Source organism: Aliivibrio wodanis, assembly GCF_052920805.1.
Map to the genome: position 1 here is coordinate 1,021,349 of NZ_JBREXA010000002.1, position 21,613 is coordinate 1,042,961.

The following is a 21,613-nucleotide window of genomic DNA, read 5'->3' on the forward strand; positions in this document are numbered from 1 at the left end:
CTGCTAACTATGAGCTATATAAATTTAACTGACTTTTTATATTGTTTTTCTAGTTCACTCACGCCTAATCCACTGCGTTTGGTGACTTTTATTTGTACTGGAATACGTTCTTTCATCGCTTCAATGTGGCTTATCACACCGATCATTTTTCCTGATGCATTTAAGTTATCTAACGCATCAAGCGCCATGTCTAATGTTTCACTGTCTAGCGTACCAAATCCTTCATCTAAGAACAGTGAATCAATACTTGTTTTGTGACTGACTAAATCAGAAAGCGCCAAAGCCAGAGCCAAACTAACAAGAAAACTCTCACCGCCAGACAAGGTTTTAGTATCACGAACTACATCACCCTGCCACGTATCTACTACTTGTAATTCTAGACCATCACTGGCTTTGCGTTTAAGTTCATAGCGACCATGCAAACGAGTTAGTTGCTTATTAGCTAAATAAACCAAGTTCTCTAACGTTAATCCTTGGGCAAACTTACGGAACTTGTCGCCTTTCTGCGAACCAATTAATGAGTGTAGATATTGAATATCATCATACTCAGATTGATACGCTTCAATCGCTTCAAACAAGGCTTTTTGATTAGTTTTACGCTCGCTGTCTGAACGTAATGCTTGAGCTATTTCACCCTCTCGCTTCACTAATGTTTCGGATTGAGATTTCACTTGAGCTAACTCAGCCTCAACTGTTTCTCTTGGTATTAATTGCCACTCAACGGCTTTGGGCTCTTGGTAATGTTGTTCTTTGGTTTGCTGTGCACTCTCTAGTAGAGCAATAGTTCGCTCAATCGCTTGTTGTATTTCAGTTTTTAAGCTTAGTAGATGTTGGCGATCTTCTTCTGAAATCAACGCACCTTGGAATAACTCAAGTGTTTCAAACGGACTGTGCGATAGTGCTTCTCTCCATACATCAGAACGCTCTGCTGATAGCTTTTTACTGCTTACATGATTCTCTTTAAGGTTATTTAGTTTGCCATCTAAAGCCGCAAGATCTTGCACCAATACGTGCAATTTCTGCTGTTCAACATCATAAGTTTGTTCTGAGGTATTCAACTTATCTGTCATTACAAAACGTGCGGTTTTGATATCTTGTGTTCCAAACAACTCAATACGTTTTTGCTGATGTTGTTCCAACTCACTAGCCAATCTTTGCACTTCAGTTTGAGAAACCTGCTGTTGAGAGTTTAGCTCTTTCAACTGTTCAGCTAGATGACCTTGATCACTTTGCATTTTTTGCTGCTGTTGAAGCAATGCTTGACGATTTTCAACTTGTTGCTGAATTTGTTGTAAATCTTGCTCTTTTTGCACAAACCAAGATTGAATTTGAGTAAACTCAGGAGTAATAAACCCTGCTTGCTCAATCTCTGTGGTTAACTGTTGATTCAATTCTGTTTGATGTTGTTGTAACTGCATTAATTTTTGATTGTCATCTTGCAGTTGCTGAGTTGCTGCTTGGTATGATTGACGATCATAATTAAGATCTTTATTTAACGTATCGAGACGATGCTGAACTTGTTGTAATTGAGTTTGTTGAACTCGGCGCTTTTCATCTGCTTGGCGTAATTGTTTTATCTGCTCACTTAAAGTAAGTAACGACGCTTCACATTCAGTAATAAATTGAGTAATACCATTGGTATCTCCCAAAGCCAAAGTGAGTTGCGTGACTTCCATTAATGCTGACCATTGTTGCTTGGTCATTTTTGCCGTTTGTTGCCATTGAATTAATTGAGTTTGGGTGTGCTCTTGTTTTACTTTTAATGAATCTAGCTGCTCACGTACCGATTGACCTTGCTCTACAATCTCAACTCGCTTTTGTTCTGCCTCTTTTTTACGCTGTATCGTTACATTAATATCTAATGCTTGCGCTTTTTCTAGTAACGGATGATGCGTTGAGCCACACAATGGACAATCATGATCTTTTTCTAATAGAGCACGATACTTAACGAGATCACCTTCTTGCTCAATTAGCGTCGTTAAATCTAAGATTTGCTGATCTTGCAGCTTACAGGCAATAACAAGTTCAGCACGCTGCGATTCTAATTTTATAATCGTGTCACTCTGCGTTTTTTGGTCTTCGCTTAACGTCTTTTGCTCTTTTTCAGCACGTAAAAACTCATTATTAGTATGATTCAGCTCTACACGATAATGATGACGAGTATTAAGTGCATTGATTTGCTCTGTTAATTCCGTTTCAGTGCCTTTTTCTTGTTGCTGTTTAAATACAAGTTCAGCGTTTTCCGTTGCTTCTGTTTCATTATTTAATGTGCTTTGAATTTGCGTTAATTCCGCATCTTTTAAACTTACGTTCTCAAGTAAAGTCGCGATTATTTTATTGGCTTTCTCAACTTTATTAGCTAAAGATGCAATATCTTTATCTTGCTGTAAAATATAACTAACTTTAGTCTTCCATTGACCTAAATAACGATCTAAATTCAAATCTGATTGATGCGTTTCTACATAGCTATTCAGTACTGCTAATTTAGACGTTAATTCTGTTAATGATACCTCTAGTAGTTGTTGTTTATTACTACCATCTTGAAGACGAGTATTCACTTGCGTGAGTTGTTGCTGCTTTTCTTGCGATTGTTGAGTTAACTGTGCAATTGCAGTATCTAATGGTTGCACTGAATCATTAATCAATATTTCTAACGATTTACTCTCAACCTTAATGCTATCAAATACTTGTTTTAATTGCGTAACAGTTAACTCAATAGCAACTTTCTCAGCTGATGCCTTCTGATGTAATTGCTCAGTCAGTGTTAGCTCTTTTACGACACCATCAAAGCGAGTTTGTGCTTCTTGCCATAATTGATACGGTACGCGCAGTTTTTCTGCTGGCTCACTTTGCGCTAAACGATGTAGCTGAGTACTCGCTTCTTTTTGCTTATCTAACGCGAATTGGTTCTTTTCAGCCGCTTGCTGCCATTGTTGTTGATTTTTCGCATCTGCAATCCACCACTCTAGATGAGCTTGCCACTCTGCAACTTGAGCTTGCTGTTGTTTTTGATTGGTTTGTAATTCAGATTGTTCATCGATTAATGCTTGCTTGTCTTCTTCAGAAAGCAGCTCAACACCTTCAGCCTTGGCTTTAAGCTCTGCTAACTTCTGCTTTGACGCAGTGTAATGCTCATGCACTTTTTCGGAGATCTGACCGTAGATCTCTGTGCCAGTGAGTTCTTCTAATAAACCGGCACGATCATTAGCATCTGCATTTAAAAACGCCGCAAACTGACCTTGAGAAAGCATCATAGATTTTGTAAAGCGAGAGAAATCAAGACCAGTAATCGAGTTGATTAGCTCATCTTTCTTTTTGACTTGTGTTGCTAATACTTTTTCAGAATCGACTTCTGCAAGCTCAACTGTGGCTGATTGTAAATTACCATCCACTTTGCCACGAGAACGACGTTGGCTCCAAAACGCACGATACGCTTTGCCTTTCACTTCAAACTCGACTTCAGCCGAACACTCCGCTGTACCACGCGTCATGATCTCATTGCTTGATGTTGAGATACCACCGAGACGAGGGGTTTTATGATAAAGCGCTAAACAGATCGCATCTAAGATTGTCGTTTTACCTGCACCTGTTGGGCCGGTAATCGCAAACAATCCATTTTCAGCAAAAGGAGACGCTGAGAAATCAATTTTCCACTCACCTTTTAATGAGTTCAAATTTGAAAAACTTAGGCTTAAAATTCTCATGCATCACCTTCTTGTAAATCGGTATCTTTATGTTCTACTTCTGACAAAATCTGTTTAAATTTCATTGTCATTCTTTCTGCGCGTTGCTGCTCTTTTTCTGTCTCAAACGTCTCTTGCTCTATCCGCTTGGTAAATACATCAAAAGGCGTTAACTCCGCTAGAGTTTCTGTTTTTTCTTGCGCTAACGTTTGTTCACTGCGATTTCTAGCTCGACGCAATTGCAGCACTTCAACGTTAAGATCTTGAGTTAAAGATTGAATTCGTTGTTGTAGATCAGACAGGTAATCTTGTACTTCTACTTCGATACATAACCATGTGGTTTCTTCGCACTCTTTAAATTGTGCTAACTCTTGCTCTATTGTCTTTAAATCGCCTTTTAATGCTTTCATTTGCTGAAACATAGGCACATTAATCGGGGTAATTTGAGTTACGTTTGCTTTGTTAAACTCCACCATCACGACTTGTTTTTGAGATTTAAGCTCATCAAAGCTCAATGGAATTGGCGAGCCTGAATAACGGATGTGATCAGATTTTGCAACCAGTTGAGGACGGTGAATATGACCAAGGGCAATGTAATCAGCGGGTGGAAAACCATCGGCAGCAAAGCCATCCAATGTGCCAATGTAGATATCACGAACTGAATCTGATTGTTTAACACCTAGTGCCGTTAGGTGACCAGTAGCGATAATAGGTACATCAAGATCTAACTCAGATCTTAGTTCTAGCGCTTTTTGATACAGTTGATGATAATGTTGTTTAATCGCTTCACCGAGTGCTTGTTGCTTCTCTACACCGGTTGAACCCGCCACGCTAGTGACAACGTCACGTGGTCGTATAAACGGAACCGCACATAAAATAGCGCCGACAGAACCGTCACTGTTTGGAAGTGTTAATAATTGAGTCGATAAATCATCATTAGTATTAGCAATTACTCGTGCATTTAAATGTGCTAATAGTTGTTTTGATTCATTGAGTGTCGATACAGAATCATGATTTCCACCAAGCACGATCAATTCGCAATTTACTTTGTTCATCTCCACCACAAATTGGTTATACATTTCACGCGCATAACTCGGTGGCGCGCCCGTATCAAACACATCTCCGGCAATGATCACCGCATTAATGGCATTTTCTTGAACTTGCTCAAGCAACCAGGCAATGAATTTTTGATGCTCATTACGGCGGCTTTTTGTGAAGAAGTTTTGACCTAGGTGCCAATCAGAAGTATGTAAAATACGCATAAATATCAACTTGTTTGATGGATAGAGAAGACGATACCTCTTTTATACCATCTGGGAGAGAAACTATGTACTTTTATAAGCTTTTAAACTTAAAACTATTAGCACGTGTTGACCTTACTTCATGCTGTTATACTTTGTTTAATAAACGTCAATTCCATCAATAATAACAACATGAGTATCTAATTTGCCATCTCCTGAAAGCCTAACGTTTACCACCATCAATATGTTCAACTTTGTTGAGCCGCCTAATGCGTATTACGATTTTGAAAATATACTAACTCAAGATGAATGGCTGAAGAAACAGGGCTGGTTTAAGGATAAGATCACGGCATTAAACTCTGATGTGATTGGATTTCAAGAAGTCTTTAGTCCAAGCGCTTTAAAGGCTTTAGTTAACGAACTTGGTTATTCATATTTTGCCACTGTCGATGAGCCAAAATCTGAAGATGGTTATGTCTTTAATTCCCCAGTGGTTGCCTTTGCTTCACGTTACCCAATTCTAAATGCTCAACCAGTGATTGCAGAACCAGAGCAATTAAAACGATTCGGAATTGAGTTTGAATTTAATCGTGTGCCTGTCCATGCCTCTATTGAACTGCCTCATCTTGGGATTACTGACTGTTATGTCGTGCACTTCAAGTCTCAGCGCCCTAAAGAGCCAGAAGAAAGTGATGTAACGGATGAAGTCAATAGCTCACCTCTTCATCAACTGCATGATGAACAGTTAGGCTCTTGGCTTTCGACTGTTCAACGTGGATTAGAAGCTAATATCTTACATAATCATATAATTCAACAACGTAAAGAATCAAACCAACCCGTTATTATGATGGGTGATTTTAATAAACCTTTGTTTCATGATGAATTTAAAGGGCTACTGTCTCATGAGTTACGATTTGATAAATTTAGTACTGATTATTTAACTCGATTTCAGCTTAAAGACAGTTGGGATATTTACTGTGGATTAAAAGGCGCAGATTTATTGGAAGAGCGAGTAAGTACCCATTATTACGGAGCAAAAGGCTCGGTATTGGATTACATACTGCTATCTAACGAGTTTGATAGTTCATTTTCGGGCAATATTTTAGAAGTTATTGATTACACAGTAACAGATCAGCACATTGTGAATCCAAGATTTGATATTGATCAATTCAGTACGGATCATGCGCTAGTTTCGATTACTGCACATATACGACAAGCATAAAAAAGACGTTTGATATCTTACCTATTTGGATAATATCAAACGCCTGATATTCAATATGAATATACCAGTGAAACTAAGCTAAACGCTCATCTGCAATTATTTTTCCATCTTTAATGTTGATAATGCGCTTTGTTCTCTGAGCTAGGGCATTATCGTGAGTTACAATAATTAAGGTTCGTCCTTCCTGATGCAGTTCATTAAAGAGCGCTTCTATGTCTGCCCCTGACTTTGAATCCAAAGCCCCTGTTGGTTCATCAGCCAATATAATTTGAGGATCATTAACTAAAGCTCTCGCAATCGCAACACGCTGTTTTTGCCCACCAGATAGCTGATTCGGTTTATGATTCATCCTATCACCTAGCCCAACTCGCTCTAGTAGAGCTGCCGCTTTCTTTTTCCTTTCTGCGGATTTAACTCCACGATAAACCAAAGGTAATGCTACATTCTCAAGTGCACTCGCATACTCTAATAAATTAAAGCTTTGAAATACAAAACCAATGCTCTTATTTCGTATTCCTGCTAGCTGGTGACTACTCAAGGCTGATACATCTTTACTATCCAGATAATATTCACCCATTGTCGGGGTATCTAAACAACCTAGCATATTCATCAAGGTTGATTTTCCAGATCCTGATGGCCCTAAAATCGAAAGAAATTCCCCTTTTTTAATTGAGAGAGATACGCAATCCAAAGCTCGAACTTCTTCTTCTCCGCTCTTATAATGCTTGCTAATATCACGCAACATTACTAAGTCTTCAGATCCAGATATAGCTGTATTGTTATTACTATTCACTTTGTAATGCCTCTAATGGGGTTATTCCTGCGGCTCTATTTGCGGGGAACCAAGCGGCTAAGATACCGACAAATCCTAAAGCAAATATAACTAAACCAACAATAGGTAAAGAGAGTTCTGGTTTTGGCTGGCCTAGTTGATCATACAAACCATTTCCAGTCAAAGGGAGCGTTTGCATTAATACAATCAACAGATAAGTTAAGCTTAAACCCAACATACCTCCAAGGCTCATAGTAAACAATGATTGTGTTAAATAGTGTAGACGTATGGTTGTTGGAGTTGCCCCAATTGCCATTCTGACACCAATATCTTTAGTCGCTCGTTTAACTGTGGCGTACATTACATTTGCAATCCCAATCCCTGCGACCCCCAAGGTAACTAAACCAATAATGCCTAAAAAACTTTGTAAACCAATTAAAAATTGTCGCATGGTTTTTTGTCTTAATAACATATCTTGAACTTGAACCAATTGATCATCTTCAATGCTTGCACCATACTTTCTAGCAATCACTTGTTTAACTGTTTTCGCAACTTGTATGCGATCTGCACTCGCTATTGGCTCTATATTAATGGCAGAAATGGCACTGTTTTGATGAAAACGCTTCCAAGTAGTAAACGGTACAAAAAGAGACTCATTAAGTGGTATACCTTGCTCTATATTTGCACTACTGCGCTTAATTAAACCAATGACGGTAAACTCTTCACTGCCTACTTTTACGTTTTTTACCAACCGGATCAACCTCTAATTTCGGAGTATTAATCCAATCAAAGTCATCCGACTCATTGAATAAAGAAATAGCGGCGCTTTCACCTAATATAATCACTTTACGCTGTTCTTTGATATCTAAAGGATTAAACCATCGCCCTCCTGGTACTATTTCTAAGCCAGTTAATGCTTGATAGCCAGGGAATACGGCAAGTGGGTTTTGCCAAGTCCGATGATCTTTATAACTTGCACGTTCATCCCAAATAGCACTTGCTTGAGCATGCTTTACACTTGGTAAGGCTTTTATTACATCTAAGTCTTCCGATTTAATCTGCAATTCTTTACCTGTGTAGAAATTGCCTGAATTTATAGTGGCATAACCTCCGGTAAGGTAGATTAACTTCCCATTCCCATTCTCTGAGCTTCGGATCAACCCCTGACGTAAGCCTTCACCGGCAGCAAGCATGGTGGCTATACATAATGTCGCCCATGCAACTGCTAAGATAGTTAAACTCAAACGTACTTTCTCAGCAGCCATTTCTTGAAATATTTGTCTCATTGGCAACAGCATTATCAAGCCCTCGCACTTAAGGCAATTACAGGAAGTAAGTTCGATGCTCGACGTGCAGGAAAGTACGCGGCTAACAATGCAAATACTGCCGTTACTCCTAATGATATTTTAATGGCATCGAGTGTGATCATTGGTTCGCCAAGCCATTCAGGCATACCAATCATATTTAATAGCATGACTATGCCATAGGAGAACATAACTCCAATGACGGTTCCGCACACAACGAGGATCCCTCCTTCTATTAAAAATTGGCCTAAAATATTATTAGGTGTTGCACCTATCGCAAGTCGAACTCCAATTTCTCTAGTTCGTTCAGTTACTGATAAAAACATTATATTTGCAACACCTAGTGAGCCAACAGCTAGAGTCATGGCACCACTTGCTCCTAAGAACAGTTGAATACCCCTTAATAGTTTTTTAAAAAATTCAGCTTCTTGTCCAAAGTCAGGCATATACATCGCATCTTTATCATTAGGATCAAAATGTTGCTGATTAGCAAAAAATGACAATATACTCTTTCTTAATAGCAAACCAGAAACACCTTCAACAGGAGAAATAAGCAACATATTCGGTTTACTTTTCCATAAATCACTAAAGGTTGTACTTGGGATCATTGCTTGACTAGCATCATCATTTAATGAAATCCCACCTTCATTTTTCTTTGTAATACCAATAACGTTAAAAGGGATACCATTAATATTTAAAGAGCTTCCTATATGTAAAGAACCTATCTCTGCTAACTGCCAACCAACCAAGGCAACACGGTTATGATTAACCAAATCACTACGGTTAATTTGTCGTGAACCCTTGTTTAGTTTCACATTTCGCAATTCAATAAATTGATCATCGATACCAGTAACATTACCGGGTAAAGAGCGACCTTGATTATCCGTAACGCTAGCATCCCATTTACCATATATCACTGATATATTCTCAATCGCGGGGTGATGAAGCATTTGGCGAGCTTCTACTTCAGAAGGCAAGATCAATCTTCTCACGGGCCTTCCTTTCCACTCCTTGGTAGTTTGTCCAGGAAACACTATCTGAGTATCACTCATTAATAGGGCAAAAGATTTTGTATTTGTCTGATAGAACCCCTCACCAAGAGCAACTAAAACCAAAACTGAAATAATGCCCCATACAATTGCGAGGATAGCCAGAAAGCTTCTCAAACGATGAGCCAATAAGGTCTGTATCGTTTGAGATAATAAAGCTATCATGATTGCAATGCCTGTGAAATCAAGGTTATGGTTTCATTATCTAATTTACCAACAGACTTAAGTAAAGAAATACGATATTGCCAATATTGATAAAGCAATGATTGCAAAGTATTTTTACTGCTAAACAAACGATTATGTGCATCAATAACATCAGATGCTTCAGCCATACCTGCCTTATAAATCGCTTGTTTACTTTTTAACACTCGTTCTCTCGACGCAACTTGTTTCTCTGCCATTTCAACACGTTGCCAATTCAACGATAGCTGAGTATATCGGTTAGAAATGGTACTTTTTATTCCGATCTCTACCGCTCGAACATCTTGTCTAGCACGATGAACTTTTAACTTAGCACGATCAACACTGGCTGCTGTTGAACCATTTAAATCAAGAGGTAAACTCAAGTTTAAATTGGCATTCAGTTCATCATCTGAGTGAGTACTGTCGCTATATCCCACAGACCCTGTAATCGTAGGGTAATAACCTGTTTTAGCCTGCTCTGTCTCCAACTCTGCAATTCGAATACTCTGTTTTGCCGCTAATAATTCAGGGCTATGATTACTTGCTAATTTCAGCCACTCTTGTTTACTGTTCACTATCAATTTCGGCGGTGATAAGTTAGTAGTCTTAATTTCATCAACTTGAGTAGGTTCCATATTGATTAACCCAATCAAACTAGCTTTTTTATCTTCAACTCGTGAGCGACTCGCTAATATCTCTGCTTCTTCATCAAGATGGTTAGATCGCATATCCTCCAACTCAACAGATTGAATTTTCCCAGCTTTGTAACGTAGCTCAATGATACGTAACATTTTTGTGCCTTCATCAAACTTTTGCTGTGCTAAACGGAGATCTCCTTGAGATTGAGCAAGGTCAAGGTATGCATTAATTAATCGTTCAGCTAACTCATTATGACTCTGTTTTACTTTCAATTGAGAAGCTAATAATGAGGCTTGAGATTGATCAAGTACTGACCATTTGCTGCTATCCCAAATGGTTTGATTTAGCCTAATTCCGTAATTATTGGTATTATCACTACCTTCATTCCAAGTAGAACCTGCAGTAATCTCTGCACTCGGAAGTAGAGCGCTTCTACTTAAGCGTATTTCAGTTTCACTTATTTTTTCATCTAATTGTGACTGTAAATACGTTGGGTCATATTGCTTTGTCGCTTGCCATGCATCTTCAATAGTTAACGCATAACTCATCGTACTTACGCTATTAACCATAAGACTAAAAGAAAGAAGGCGAAGAGCATTTTTTGCTGAGGATTTATCACGCATTTGGTTCACCCATCATCATACTCATATCAACAATCTCTTCACCCTCAGCTAATCCAGAAAGTACTTCTACCATGACTCCATCAGATAAACCGAGTGTCACCGCTTTAGGTGAATAACCATTTTCACTCTCATCAATAACCCAAACCTCTGGCTCATCTCCATTAAATTGTAATGAACGCTCTGGGATAGTGATTACATTGATTGATTGTTGAAGAATAATTTGAGCCGTTGCTGAAAAACCTGAACGAATAGTGATGTTCTTTGGAAATTGGATCTGACCAACTTCAACTTGAAAACCATTATCAAAGCTTTGTGAGCTGTTGGTGGTTGTTAAGTTTAATGTCTCTGACTGCACTGCAACTTTACTTAATTCTCCTGACATCACAATATCTGGATATGGAGCTAAAATAACGGTTACTGGAGTTCCAACAGTTAATTGAGCTGCATCATGCTCACTAACACTGCCTTTAAAAATAATATCGCTCATATCTGCAATCGACATCATCTCCGTCGCTTCTTGATTCGATACTGTAGATATAATGGGCTCACCAATTTCAACTTTCAAATTTAGTATAGTACCGTTAATTGGCGCGACAATTGTTGAGTTCAATTTAGAATTACCAACAGAAGACTCTCCACTACGGATAAGATCAAGATTTTGTCTTTTTTGCTGTACATCTGCCTTGCTAGATTTCACATCAGATTTAGCTTGAATATATTCTCCATAATTTTTAGGAATAATATTTTGCTCAATTAATTGGTTAAGGTTCTCTAGCTTTTTCTGCGCTGATTCTAGTGTTGCTTCACTTTGCATTAAATCCGTATTTGCTAGCATTAATGCAGCTGGCGTTGGGTTTGGTCGAACTTTAATTAATGGTGTATTAGCGGTAACGACTTCACCAACTTGATGATATATTTCTCCAACAATTCCATCTATTTGCGATTTGATTGAAATGGAATGAGCAGGAACAACATGACCTACAGCTACTGCTTTCTTCTCAACAGAGCCAAGAGAAGCAACCACAAACGGTAATGCCTCATTTTGTACTGCTGCTTGTGTTGAAAAATAATACCCTGCTCCGGCAATAGATGTAGATAATAAAGCCATAAAGAGCCAACGCTTTTTCATAATGAATTCCATATAAAAACTGAATGATAATATTAATAAACATAGGACAAGCAGAGGTTTATTATGTTCAATCCAACTATAATAATATATTTTTATAAAATAAAATGTATGGATTTGTATAGATTTGTATTTATACCAACCTGAAATAAGCCAGTGGCGAGATAATTACGTAAAAGATTTGATTAAAATAAGAAACAAAAAAGGCGTCTAAGTATATAGACGCCTTTCATCATTTAACGAATATACGTTAATTATTCACCGCGGTAAGTACAACCTGCAGTACATGTTTCTTTAATTTCTATTTTGCTTAGTAATGGAAGGCTCGGTTTTACTTCGTTCCAAATCCATTTAGCTAATACTTCACTTGTTGGGTTTTCTAACCCTTCAATATCGTTTAAGTAGTAGTGATCAAGACGATCATACGTTGGTTTAAATGCCGCTTTAATTTCAGAGAAATCAATAACCCAACCAGTATGTTGATCAACTTCACCTTCAACATATAGACGAACTAAAAAAGAGTGACCATGAAGACGACCACATTTATGACCTTCTGGTACATGTGGTAAATGGTGTGCTGCTTCAAACATGAAGTCTTTATATAGTTCAGTTGTCATTAGTTAAAATCTCTATTACCTATATTATGAAGCAGGAATAGTACTCTACTTCCCTATTCTTCGACAAGTAAGTTCCCAATATGCAGCCATTATTGGTGGTTTTTTCGCCTTTTGACACGTGAAAATTGATTCATCTCCTGAATTTTTACCTTTATAGAGCAACAACACTTGATGCGAGCGACAAGAAAGGTAATATGTCTCTCTTGAAATGAAAATATTCGTGCATGTAGCACAACAATGGAGAATGTAATTAACATGACTTACGCGCCTGTAACAGACGTATTAAGCGGCAAACTAGCGGTTGACAGTGAAGTAACTGTTCGCGGTTGGATCCGTTCACGTCGCGACTCTAAAGCGGGAATTTCATTCCTAGCTATTTATGACGGTTCTTGTTTCGATCCGATTCAGGCCGTAGTTCCTAATGACTTAAATAATTACAATGAAGAAGTCCTAAAACTAACAACAGGTTGTTCTGTTGAAGTAACAGGTACTATCGTTGCTTCTCCTGCTAAAGGCCAAGATTTCGAACTTGCTGCAACGGCAGTAAAAGTAGTTGGTTTAGTTGAAGACCCAGATACTTACCCAATGGCGAAAACTCGTCACTCAATTGAGTATTTACGAGAAGTTGCTCACCTTCGCCCACGTACTAACGTGATTGGCGCGGTTGCACGTGTTCGTAACTGTCTGTCTCAAGCGATTCACCGTTTCTACCACGAGCAAGGTTACTTATGGATGTCTGCACCACTAATCACATCATCTGATGCTGAAGGTGCTGGTGAGATGTTCCGTGTATCAACACTTGATCACAACAATCTACCTTTAGATGACAAAGGCAATGTTGATTACGACAAAGATTTCTTTGGTAAAGAAACATTCCTTACAGTATCTGGTCAATTAAATGCAGAAACTTACGCGTGTGCATTAAGCAAAGTTTACACATTTGGCCCGACTTTCCGTGCTGAAAACTCACACACAAGTCGCCACCTAGCTGAATTCTGGATGGTTGAACCTGAAGTTGCTTTTGCTGATCTAGATGATGTTGCGAAACTGGCTGAAGACATGCTTAAGTATGTATTCGAAGCGGTTCTTGCTGAACGTCGTGATGATCTAGAATTCTTTGCTTCTCGCATTGATAAAGAAGCAATCACTCGTCTAGAGCAATTTGTTAGCTCTGATTTTGCACAAGTTGATTACACTGACGCAATCCAAATCCTTATCGACTCTGGTAAGAAATTTGAATTCGACGTTGAGTGGGGCATCGATATGTCTTCTGAGCATGAGCGTTACCTTGCTGAAGAACACTTCAAAGCACCTGTTATCGTTAAAAACTACCCGAAAGACATCAAAGCATTCTACATGCGTCAAAATGACGATGGTAAAACAGTTGCTGCGATGGACGTTCTTGCACCAGGTATTGGTGAGATCATCGGTGGTTCTCAACGTGAAGAGCGTTTAGACGTTCTTGATGCTCGTATGATTGAAATGGGTATCGACCCTGAACACATGACTTGGTACCGCGATTTACGTCGTTACGGTACTGTGCCTCACGCAGGCTTCGGTCTTGGCTTTGAGCGTCTAGTGTCTTACGTAACTGGTATGGGCAACGTTCGTGACGTTATCCCGTTCCCACGTACTCCACGCTCAGCTAACTTCTAATTGGCTCTATCTCAATTGAGATAAGTAATCTAGAAGACAGAAATACAAAAATGGCGACCAATGCGGTCGCCATTTTTTTATAACTAATTATTATTCTGCTACTGCTGTTACCAGAAACGGACTCGACCTGTATCAATATGAACAAAGTTGCTACCTGGGTAATACCCTACTCCGCCCGCTTTTAATGATAACGCCGCTTTCCTTACCTCTGCTAATGGTACACCTTCTAAGCGAAAATCCATCGCTTTCCCAAGCATATGTAAACTTTTTTTAGCAACACCGCCTGACTTCGCACTTAGCATTTCATTCGTCGCCGGAGAACGGTAACCCGAGATAATTTGCACTTGAGTATCACAACCAATTATTTTTTGAATCGCTGATAATTGATCAAATAATCCCGTATCCATTGCTATGCTTTCATTGCGACGAAAATCGCGACACAAATGATTTAATTTTGCTAGTTCATCATTCTGATAGCCTAAGCCATTAAAATATTCAGTGTGTAGCTCTTCACCTGTGTGTAAATTATTTAAAGCTAGCTTTCGAGGCGTCTCTTTAAATTGAGAAGCAAAAGAAAATGATGGGAAGGCACTTAAACCAACAACAGCAATACCGCCAAGAAATATCTTACGACGTAATGGACTAAACTCAGACATGTAGCAAATGCTCACTTATAAACAAAATAATCAATAACTGAGCAAAAGATACACATTTAATTATTCATGGTCAAATAACAGGCAAACAACTTTTTCCTGTTTATTCAAATTTTCTAGCATTTACTTGTTAAATGATAATGACTTAGATTAATTTAACGATGAATGTTAAAATTAAGTCAATTTCTGGATTTACTCCATTTATCATATTTATATATGTCATTTCTAAATTGAATCTGATTTTTATCATCAACCCAAGCAGTTTGATAAATTGTATAAACTAATATCCGCTTACCGAGCCCTACTGTATTGGTCTTTGGTAATTGATGATACTTTTTGTAATCTTGAGCTGAAAATTGAGATTCCTTCATCAATAATTGTGCAAATTCAGAAGCTCTTTCTACTCGAATACATCCTGAGCTATATGCTCGATGCTGCTTTTTGAATAACGATCGGGATGGAGTATCGTGTAAGTAGATTGCATTTCTATTAGGAATATTAAACTTATAGCGACCTAGTGCATTTGAATTTCCTGATTTCTGTCTTAATTTATAAGGGAAATTATCGACTGTCATCGTATCCCATTCAATCTCATTAAGAGGGATCACATCATTACTCCGCCAAGTAGGGAGCACCTCATAGTTATGCGTTAATAGATAATCTTGATTATTAAAAGCTTTTGGCAAAATATCTTCTTTCATGATTCTTGTTGGTACTCTCCAATTCGGATTAAATACGATTGAATCGAGTCGTGAAGATAGCAATGGTGTTTTCCTCGCTGGCTTTCCAACAATCACTTTACTATGAAACAACAGCTTATCTTCTTGCCAATACCCCATTTCATAGGAAGGTATATTAACTAACACAAAGCGGTTCTTTTTATCTTGCCATAAGCGTAGTCGTTGAATATTTAACGCCATAATCCTTACGCGCTCTTGTGCTGACATATTTAACCAAAATATCGTTTTTGGTCCAATAATTCCATCAGAGACTAAGCCATGCCGAGTTTGAAATTGTTTTACTATACCAACTAACTCAGAGTGATAAATACCACTAATGTCTTGAGAAAGACGTTCAACATCCTCTTGATTTAATTCACCAGAAACTTGAAGGCGTAATAATAAAGTCTGATTAGATAAGACTTCATTCGGCTTAATTACGCGAGAAAAAGGCATTTTATCAACGGGTACATGATAAGGGTCATAATACGATAATAATTGCTCATATAATGCCGCGTATTGTGAAGAATTAGGCGGTAACGTTTGAGTGATGTTCTCTAATTCTTTATTTTCGAATGCTTGATGTAATTGAGTGATTATTTGTGGTGATGGCTCCCCTAGATGAGTTTCAAGCCGTCCACCAAAAAACCAACTAGTTCCCTTCTTAGATATTAACGATTGATAAGTCAGTAAATAAATTAACGTATCCGTTGCTAAAATATCATACTCTAAGCCAATGGCCTGTTGCAGTAGATAGTAACGATTTTCAAGCGCGCTGTTAAGATCGGCGAGTATTAATAGAGCAAGCTGATTCTCTAAATCTTTTTGTGCTTTATCTGAGTTCCACTGACGTTGAGAATTAGGATATAACATAGAAACAGCTTCAGGATAAAATAACTGCATATCATATTTGTTAATATACTCGTCCACTCTTGAGGCCTGGCTCAAAAATGACACCGACATTAAGCATATAAAACACAAAGCCGTTAACTTACCCATTAATATCCCTTACAAAATAACAACACTACATTCATAGTAGTCTCAATGCTTTGAAGATCAAGATATTATCCTTGAATACCACCGTCTATTTGACAGGAGTCTTAAATTAAAGAATCAATACTCAAGCCCAGAGTAAAATTGCTAAGATCTAGATAAATAACAAAAAAGGCTAGAACATAAGCTCTAGCCTTTATTTAAAGTTGATTTAAATAGTTATTAGCTATTTAAGTAGATATATCATTCAATATTATTGAACAACTTCACCACTCTCAATAACCGTTTTACGAACTAGTTTTGTAAATTCAATGACTTCTTTTCGGATCTCTTCTTCATTTACAGTTAAGATGGCACGATCTTTCATGATCACTTTACCATCAACAATGGTATGACGAACATTACCAGAGTTTGCTGAGTAAACTAATGCCGAATATGGGTTATAAACAGGCATCATATTTGGTGCTGTTGTATCAACGACAATAATATCCGCTAATTTTCCGACTTCAATTGAACCGATTTTATCTTCCATATGAAGTGCTTTTGCTGCACCCATTGTAGCCATATCAATAACTTTGATTGGAGGCATTGCAGCACGGTCTTTATTGACTAATTTATGTACTTTAGCTACTTGGTTAAACTCATCAATAATACTTAATGTATTACCAGACATTGGGCCATCAGTACCTAGCCCGATGCGAACGCCTTCATCATACATCTTAAGAGCTGGAGAAACACCTTTAGCCGATTTGATATTAGCGCTCATATTATGAGCAACACCCATGTCAGATTGTTTCACTAATTCGATGTCCTTATCATCAACTAAGATCATATGAGCTCCGATTAAGTTCTTGTTCAGCGCACCGATGCTATCCATGTACTGAACTGGAGACAAGCCATTTGAACGTTTTGCAATTTTCTCTTCTTCACGATGAGATTCAGCTAAGTGGATCATAACTGGAACATCAAGCTCTAAAGACAGTTTAGCCACTTTTTGCAAAATTTCTGTTGTATTCGTATATGGTGCATGAGGAGCAAACGCAGGTGTAATACGGGGATGATCTTTATATTCTTCAATAAAGTTTAAGGCATATTGAATGCCCTCTTCTGCATTTGCAGCATCAGCAACAGGGAATTTGATAACGCTTTCACCTAAAATGGCACGCATACCAATTTTATCAACCGTTTTAGCGACTTCATCTTCAAAGTAATACATATCAGCATAAGTCGTAACGCCGCCCTTAACCATCTCTACGTTACCTAAGTTAGCACCAATACGAACCATATCGCGTGATACTAACTTTTTCTCTAAAGGGAAAATATAACGATGGAGACGATCTGGTACATCATCAGCTAGTGAGCGGAAAACCGTCATTGAAGCATGCGTATGTGTGTTAATTAAACCAGGTAAGACAATGTCACCATCAACATCTAATACTGTTTTTGCTGTGTAATCCTTTGCTAGGCTTTCATCACCAACTGCAATAATTTTATTACCCTTTATTGCAACAACACCATTCTCAAACGTTTGCTTAGATTCATTCATGGTAAGAAGTGTTGCATCAGTGATCAACAAATCAACTTGCTGAGCTGCAAACGCAGAAAAAGCAGTAAACGCATTTGCTGCAATTGCTGCCGCTACTATTGTCTTTTTTAAATACATGGATAACTCGCTAAAAGTAAGGATAATATTCAAGGTGGGATGGTATACGTTAATTTTCTTTTATCAAGTAAATTATCAATAGAGAAAGTCAACATTCATTCAAAGTAGTGATCAGCTTCATACTTTCGGTAATTAACTTCTCTCTATAAAATACAAAAAACCGTACGTAAAACCTTTAACGTTTTAAAGTTAAGTAATTGGTTTTAATAAAATGTAAATGTTAATTCGCTCAATAAATTATTTTAACTCACATGAACTGGTTAACATTACGCCGTTTTTTTTACTTTAAAACTTATTAACAATATGTAAATATCCTCTCGATTTTTGAAACAATAGTGAAACATAACAAGGATTCACCCAAAGGTGAGCACAACATTCTGGAGAAAACCCATATTATGAAAAAGTCACTTTCAAGCAGAATATTTGTAGGTCTGTTCGCAGGTCTATTAATTGGTACAGCGATACAATATATGTTTAATGGCATCGCTTTCTTTGATTCATTTCTATTAGGAACCGCTGAAGGCGTTGGTGGGATGTTTGTCTCATTGATCAAACTGCTAGTTGTTCCTTTGGTCTATGTTTCAATTGTCTGCGGTATTGTTGAATTAAAAGATATTGCTTCATTTGGTCGTCTTGGTGGTAAAACTTTTGCTTTATACCTTATTAACACCATCATCGCGATTACAGCAGCACTTACTGTGGGTATGATTTTTGCCCCAGGTGCAGATGCTAATCTAATGGGAACGATTGCTGCAGGTTCTGTTGAATTAAAAGCAACAGAGACTCCTGATATCTTCTCACTGATTACGAATATTGTACCTAGCAACCCTGTTGAAGCATTTGCAAGTGGTGATATGCTACAAATCATCTTTATGGCGATTCTAACTGGTCTTGCTATTCAAGCCTTGGATCACCGTGGCGGTCCTGCAATCAAAACATTTAAAGTCGCTAATGAGATCATGATGAAGCTAATCAGCTTAGTGATGAGCCTTGCTCCTTATGGTGTATTTGCACTTATGATCCAACTAGGTGCAACATTAAATGCTAATACTTTAATGTCTGTTGCGGGTTATGTTGCTCTTGTTATCTCAATGCTGACTTTCTGGATTTTCATTTTCTATCCATTAATGGTGAGCATTACGACAGGAATTTCTCCAAAAACATTTTTGCGTGCGGTACGTGAGCAGATCTTGTTCTCTCTATCAACAGCAAGTTCAAATGCAACAATTCCAGTAACTATGCGTACACTAACAGATAAGTTAAATGTATCTAAATCTGTAGCAGGCTTTGGGGTTCCGCTAGGTGCAACCATGAACATGTCTGGTGTATCTATCTATATTGCACTTGCCGCTATCTTTGTTGCTAACGCATTTGGTCAACCTATCGATTCTGCAGATTTATTTACTCTAGGGTTTACTATTCTACTACTTTCAATCGGTGCCGGTGGTGTTCCTGGTGGTGGTGTTGTTATGGTCGGTGTTATCTTGCACCAATTAGGTCTTCCACCTGAAGGTCTTGCTATTGTTGCTGCCGTTGACCGTATTAATGATATGTTCTGTACGTCTTCTAACGTAGTTGGTGATACAGCAGTAAATACTATCGTTGCCAAGTCTGAAGGTGCTATTGAAGTAGCAAAAGAAGATGAGACATTTACAGAAAAAGCTAATAGCTAATAGTTTGAATAAAAAAAAGCCACTACTTAATAGGTAGTGGCTTTTTTATTATATAAAGAAAAGGAGATTATTCGCCTTCTACCTCAGCATCAACATCATTACGTTGGTTGTGTTGAACACCTTGTAAGAAATTACGTAAAACTTGATCTTTACAGATACGGTAGTGTTTATGATCTGCCTTGCGGAAAAATGCACTTAGTTCATGCTTACTTAAACGGAAGTTAACTAGCTTCATCAGGTCTAGTACATCATCTGCTTTTAAGTTTAATGCAATCTGTAGCTTCTTAAGAATAATATTGTTCGTTAGCTTTTCTTCAGGCTTTGGTTGCTCGCCTTCGCGCTTACCACGACGATCATTAATTAAGCCATTTAGAAACGTTGCTAATTGAACATCTTGACAGCTTTTGTAATCTTTATCGTCATCTGCTTTTAACCAGTTACAAACTTGCTCACGAGTTACTTCTAGATCTGCTGCTGCAAACAGTGCAATCATCTTAGTATCATCAAAGTCAAAAGCGTAGCGAATGCGTCGTAAAATGTCGTTATTAGTCAAGGTATATCCTAAATGTCTTAATTTAAATGAGGGGCAGACTATAACTTGTTATCCCTCTCGGTAAAAGATTTATGTGATCTCCACATACAAAAAACCCGAGAATTACCTCGGGTTTATTTTAATCTTTTACTAATGTATTAAATTACATTTGGCGTAATGCATTAATACGCTTATCTAATGGTGGATGACTCATTAATAATTCAGTTAATGATTTTTTACCATTAATACCAAATGCCATCATAGAGCCTTCTAGTTGAGATTCTTGTCCCATACGTAGACGTTCTAAAGCAGCGATCATTTTTTCTTTACCAACCAATTGAGCTGCACCTGCATCGGCATGGAATTCACGATGACGGCTAAACCACATCGTTAAGAAGCTTGCTAAGAAGCCAAAGGCAATTTCAAGAATGGTAGAAACGATGAAATACGTCATGAAACTACCGCCTTCGCCCTCACCTTCTTCATCGCTTGATGTGAAACCACTCACTGCATTTGCAATCATACGTGATAAGAAAATAACGAAGGTATTCACGACACCTTGCATTAACGTCATTGTTATCATGTCGCCATTCGCAATGTGACTCACTTCATGAGCAAGAACCGCTTCAGCTTCATCACGAGTCATGTTGTGAAGTAGGCCTGTAGATACCGCAACTAAAGAATTATCACGCTTAGCACCAGTAGCAAAAGCATTCATATCAGGCGAGTCGTAAATTGCAACCGTTGGCATACCAATACCAACCTGTTGAGCTTGACGAGAAACCGTCTGCATTAGCCAATGTTCTGTTTCATTGCGTGGTTGCTCAATAACTTCACCGCCAACAGAACGTAGTGCCATTGATTTTGACATCATTAGTGAAACAATTGATCCACCAAAACCAAATAATACCGCCATAACCAGCAACCCAGAAAGGCTACCTTGTTGAATCCCCGTAACAGAATAAACAATATTCAGAACAATACTGAATACAATCATTACCGCTAAGTTTGTTGCTAAAAACAGCGCAATACGCTTCATTTATATTTTCTCCAATTAATAATAAACTCTACTTATTTATTCTATATTCTTAAGTAGACACCCTACGTATTTGTGACACGTTTTAGGTATAAGCATAAGATAGTGCCATTTAGCTCAATTACAAGGGCTTGACGCACTTTGATACACTTTCTTGCTCTCTATTTATCTTTATTCTTACTTTTCCATGATTAGAAGAGTAAGAATAACTTAGGAATATTAGACTTAA

At 37.9% G+C, this 21,613-nt stretch carries 14 protein-coding genes and 2 pseudogenes; 3 read left to right on the forward strand and 13 right to left on the reverse strand.

Going from position 1 to position 21,613, the window contains the following annotated elements; translation table 11 throughout:
* Positions 1-14: 14 nt before the first annotated feature.
* A pseudogene (locus ACU5DF_RS12560) lies at positions 15-590 on the reverse strand (SbcC/MukB-like Walker B domain-containing protein); the annotation flags it as partial.
* 3,110 nt (positions 591-3,700) lie between these two features.
* Positions 3,701-4,945, reverse strand: a complete 1,245-nt coding sequence (gene sbcD / locus ACU5DF_RS12570; protein WP_446713113.1) for an exonuclease subunit SbcD — start codon at positions 4,943-4,945, stop codon at positions 3,701-3,703.
* A 184-nt stretch (positions 4,946-5,129) separates the two neighbouring features.
* Between sbcD and ACU5DF_RS12575 the strand changes: the two genes are divergently transcribed.
* Positions 5,130-6,146: an endonuclease/exonuclease/phosphatase family protein gene (locus tag ACU5DF_RS12575; RefSeq protein WP_446713114.1), complete on the forward strand. Its 1,017-nt coding sequence runs from the start codon at positions 5,130-5,132 to the stop codon at positions 6,144-6,146.
* A gap of 73 nt (positions 6,147-6,219) precedes the next feature.
* Here ACU5DF_RS12575 and ACU5DF_RS12580 read toward each other — a convergent pair whose 3' ends face one another.
* The 6 genes and pseudogenes from ACU5DF_RS12580 to queD all read right to left on the reverse strand — a co-directional run bounded on the left by ACU5DF_RS12580 (position 6,220) and on the right by queD (position 12,459).
* Positions 6,220-6,891: an ABC transporter ATP-binding protein gene (locus tag ACU5DF_RS12580; protein ID WP_446714233.1), complete on the reverse strand. Its 672-nt coding sequence runs from the start codon at positions 6,889-6,891 to the stop codon at positions 6,220-6,222.
* Positions 6,892-6,931: 40 nt separating this feature from the next.
* Positions 6,932-8,216, reverse strand: a pseudogene (locus ACU5DF_RS12585) (ABC transporter permease).
* Positions 8,217-8,218: 2 nt separating this feature from the next.
* Positions 8,219-9,436 (reverse strand): ABC transporter permease, encoded by a 1,218-nt coding sequence (locus ACU5DF_RS12590; RefSeq protein WP_446713115.1) that lies wholly within the window; start codon positions 9,434-9,436, stop codon positions 8,219-8,221.
* Positions 9,433-10,716: a TolC family protein gene (locus tag ACU5DF_RS12595; protein ID WP_446713116.1), complete on the reverse strand. Its 1,284-nt coding sequence runs from the start codon at positions 10,714-10,716 to the stop codon at positions 9,433-9,435. Before ACU5DF_RS12595 ends, ACU5DF_RS12590 begins: the two co-directional genes overlap by 4 nt.
* Positions 10,709-11,857 (reverse strand): efflux RND transporter periplasmic adaptor subunit, encoded by a 1,149-nt coding sequence (locus tag ACU5DF_RS12600; protein ID WP_045101883.1) that lies wholly within the window; start codon positions 11,855-11,857, stop codon positions 10,709-10,711. The genes ACU5DF_RS12595 and ACU5DF_RS12600 overlap by 8 nt, the downstream gene beginning before the upstream one ends.
* A 239-nt stretch (positions 11,858-12,096) precedes the next feature.
* Entirely contained in the window at positions 12,097-12,459 is a 363-nt protein-coding gene (queD, locus tag ACU5DF_RS12605; protein ID WP_061002237.1) for a 6-carboxytetrahydropterin synthase QueD, read from the reverse strand.
* Positions 12,460-12,714: 255 nt separating this feature from the next.
* On the opposite strand from queD, the gene asnS reads away from it, so the two are divergent.
* A complete protein-coding gene (gene asnS / locus ACU5DF_RS12610; RefSeq protein WP_105063158.1) occupies positions 12,715-14,115 on the forward strand; it encodes an asparagine--tRNA ligase in 1,401 nt (466 codons plus the stop codon).
* A gap of 107 nt (positions 14,116-14,222) precedes the next feature.
* Here the strand turns inward: asnS and mepK are convergent, their stop codons facing one another.
* From mepK to ACU5DF_RS12625, 3 genes are all read right to left on the reverse strand, one after another.
* Positions 14,223-14,771, reverse strand: coding sequence for a peptidoglycan L,D-endopeptidase MepK (gene mepK / locus ACU5DF_RS12615; RefSeq protein WP_446713117.1), 549 nt, complete (start codon positions 14,769-14,771; stop codon positions 14,223-14,225).
* Between the two features lie 176 nt (positions 14,772-14,947).
* Positions 14,948-16,417 carry a L,D-transpeptidase family protein gene (locus tag ACU5DF_RS12620; RefSeq protein WP_446713118.1) on the reverse strand — a complete coding sequence of 490 codons (1,470 nt, stop codon included), beginning with the start codon at positions 16,415-16,417 and terminating at the stop codon, positions 14,948-14,950.
* Between the two features lie 316 nt (positions 16,418-16,733).
* The gene (locus ACU5DF_RS12625) at positions 16,734-18,143 is read right to left on the reverse strand and encodes an amidohydrolase (RefSeq protein ID WP_446713119.1); all 1,410 of its coding nucleotides are present in this window, start codon (positions 18,141-18,143) and stop codon (positions 16,734-16,736) included.
* 395 nt (positions 18,144-18,538) lie between these two features.
* Between ACU5DF_RS12625 and ACU5DF_RS12630 the strand changes: the two genes are divergently transcribed.
* Positions 18,539-19,816: a dicarboxylate/amino acid:cation symporter gene (locus tag ACU5DF_RS12630; protein WP_446713120.1), complete on the forward strand. Its 1,278-nt coding sequence runs from the start codon at positions 18,539-18,541 to the stop codon at positions 19,814-19,816.
* A 67-nt stretch (positions 19,817-19,883) separates the two neighbouring features.
* On the opposite strand, the gene ACU5DF_RS12635 is transcribed toward ACU5DF_RS12630, so the two are convergent.
* Positions 19,884-20,369, reverse strand: a complete 486-nt coding sequence (locus ACU5DF_RS12635; protein ID WP_446713121.1) for a YehS family protein — start codon at positions 20,367-20,369, stop codon at positions 19,884-19,886.
* A gap of 142 nt (positions 20,370-20,511) precedes the next feature.
* Entirely contained in the window at positions 20,512-21,387 is an 876-nt protein-coding gene (htpX, locus tag ACU5DF_RS12640; RefSeq protein WP_446713122.1) for a protease HtpX, read from the reverse strand.
* Between the last annotated feature and the right edge of the window lie 226 nt (positions 21,388-21,613).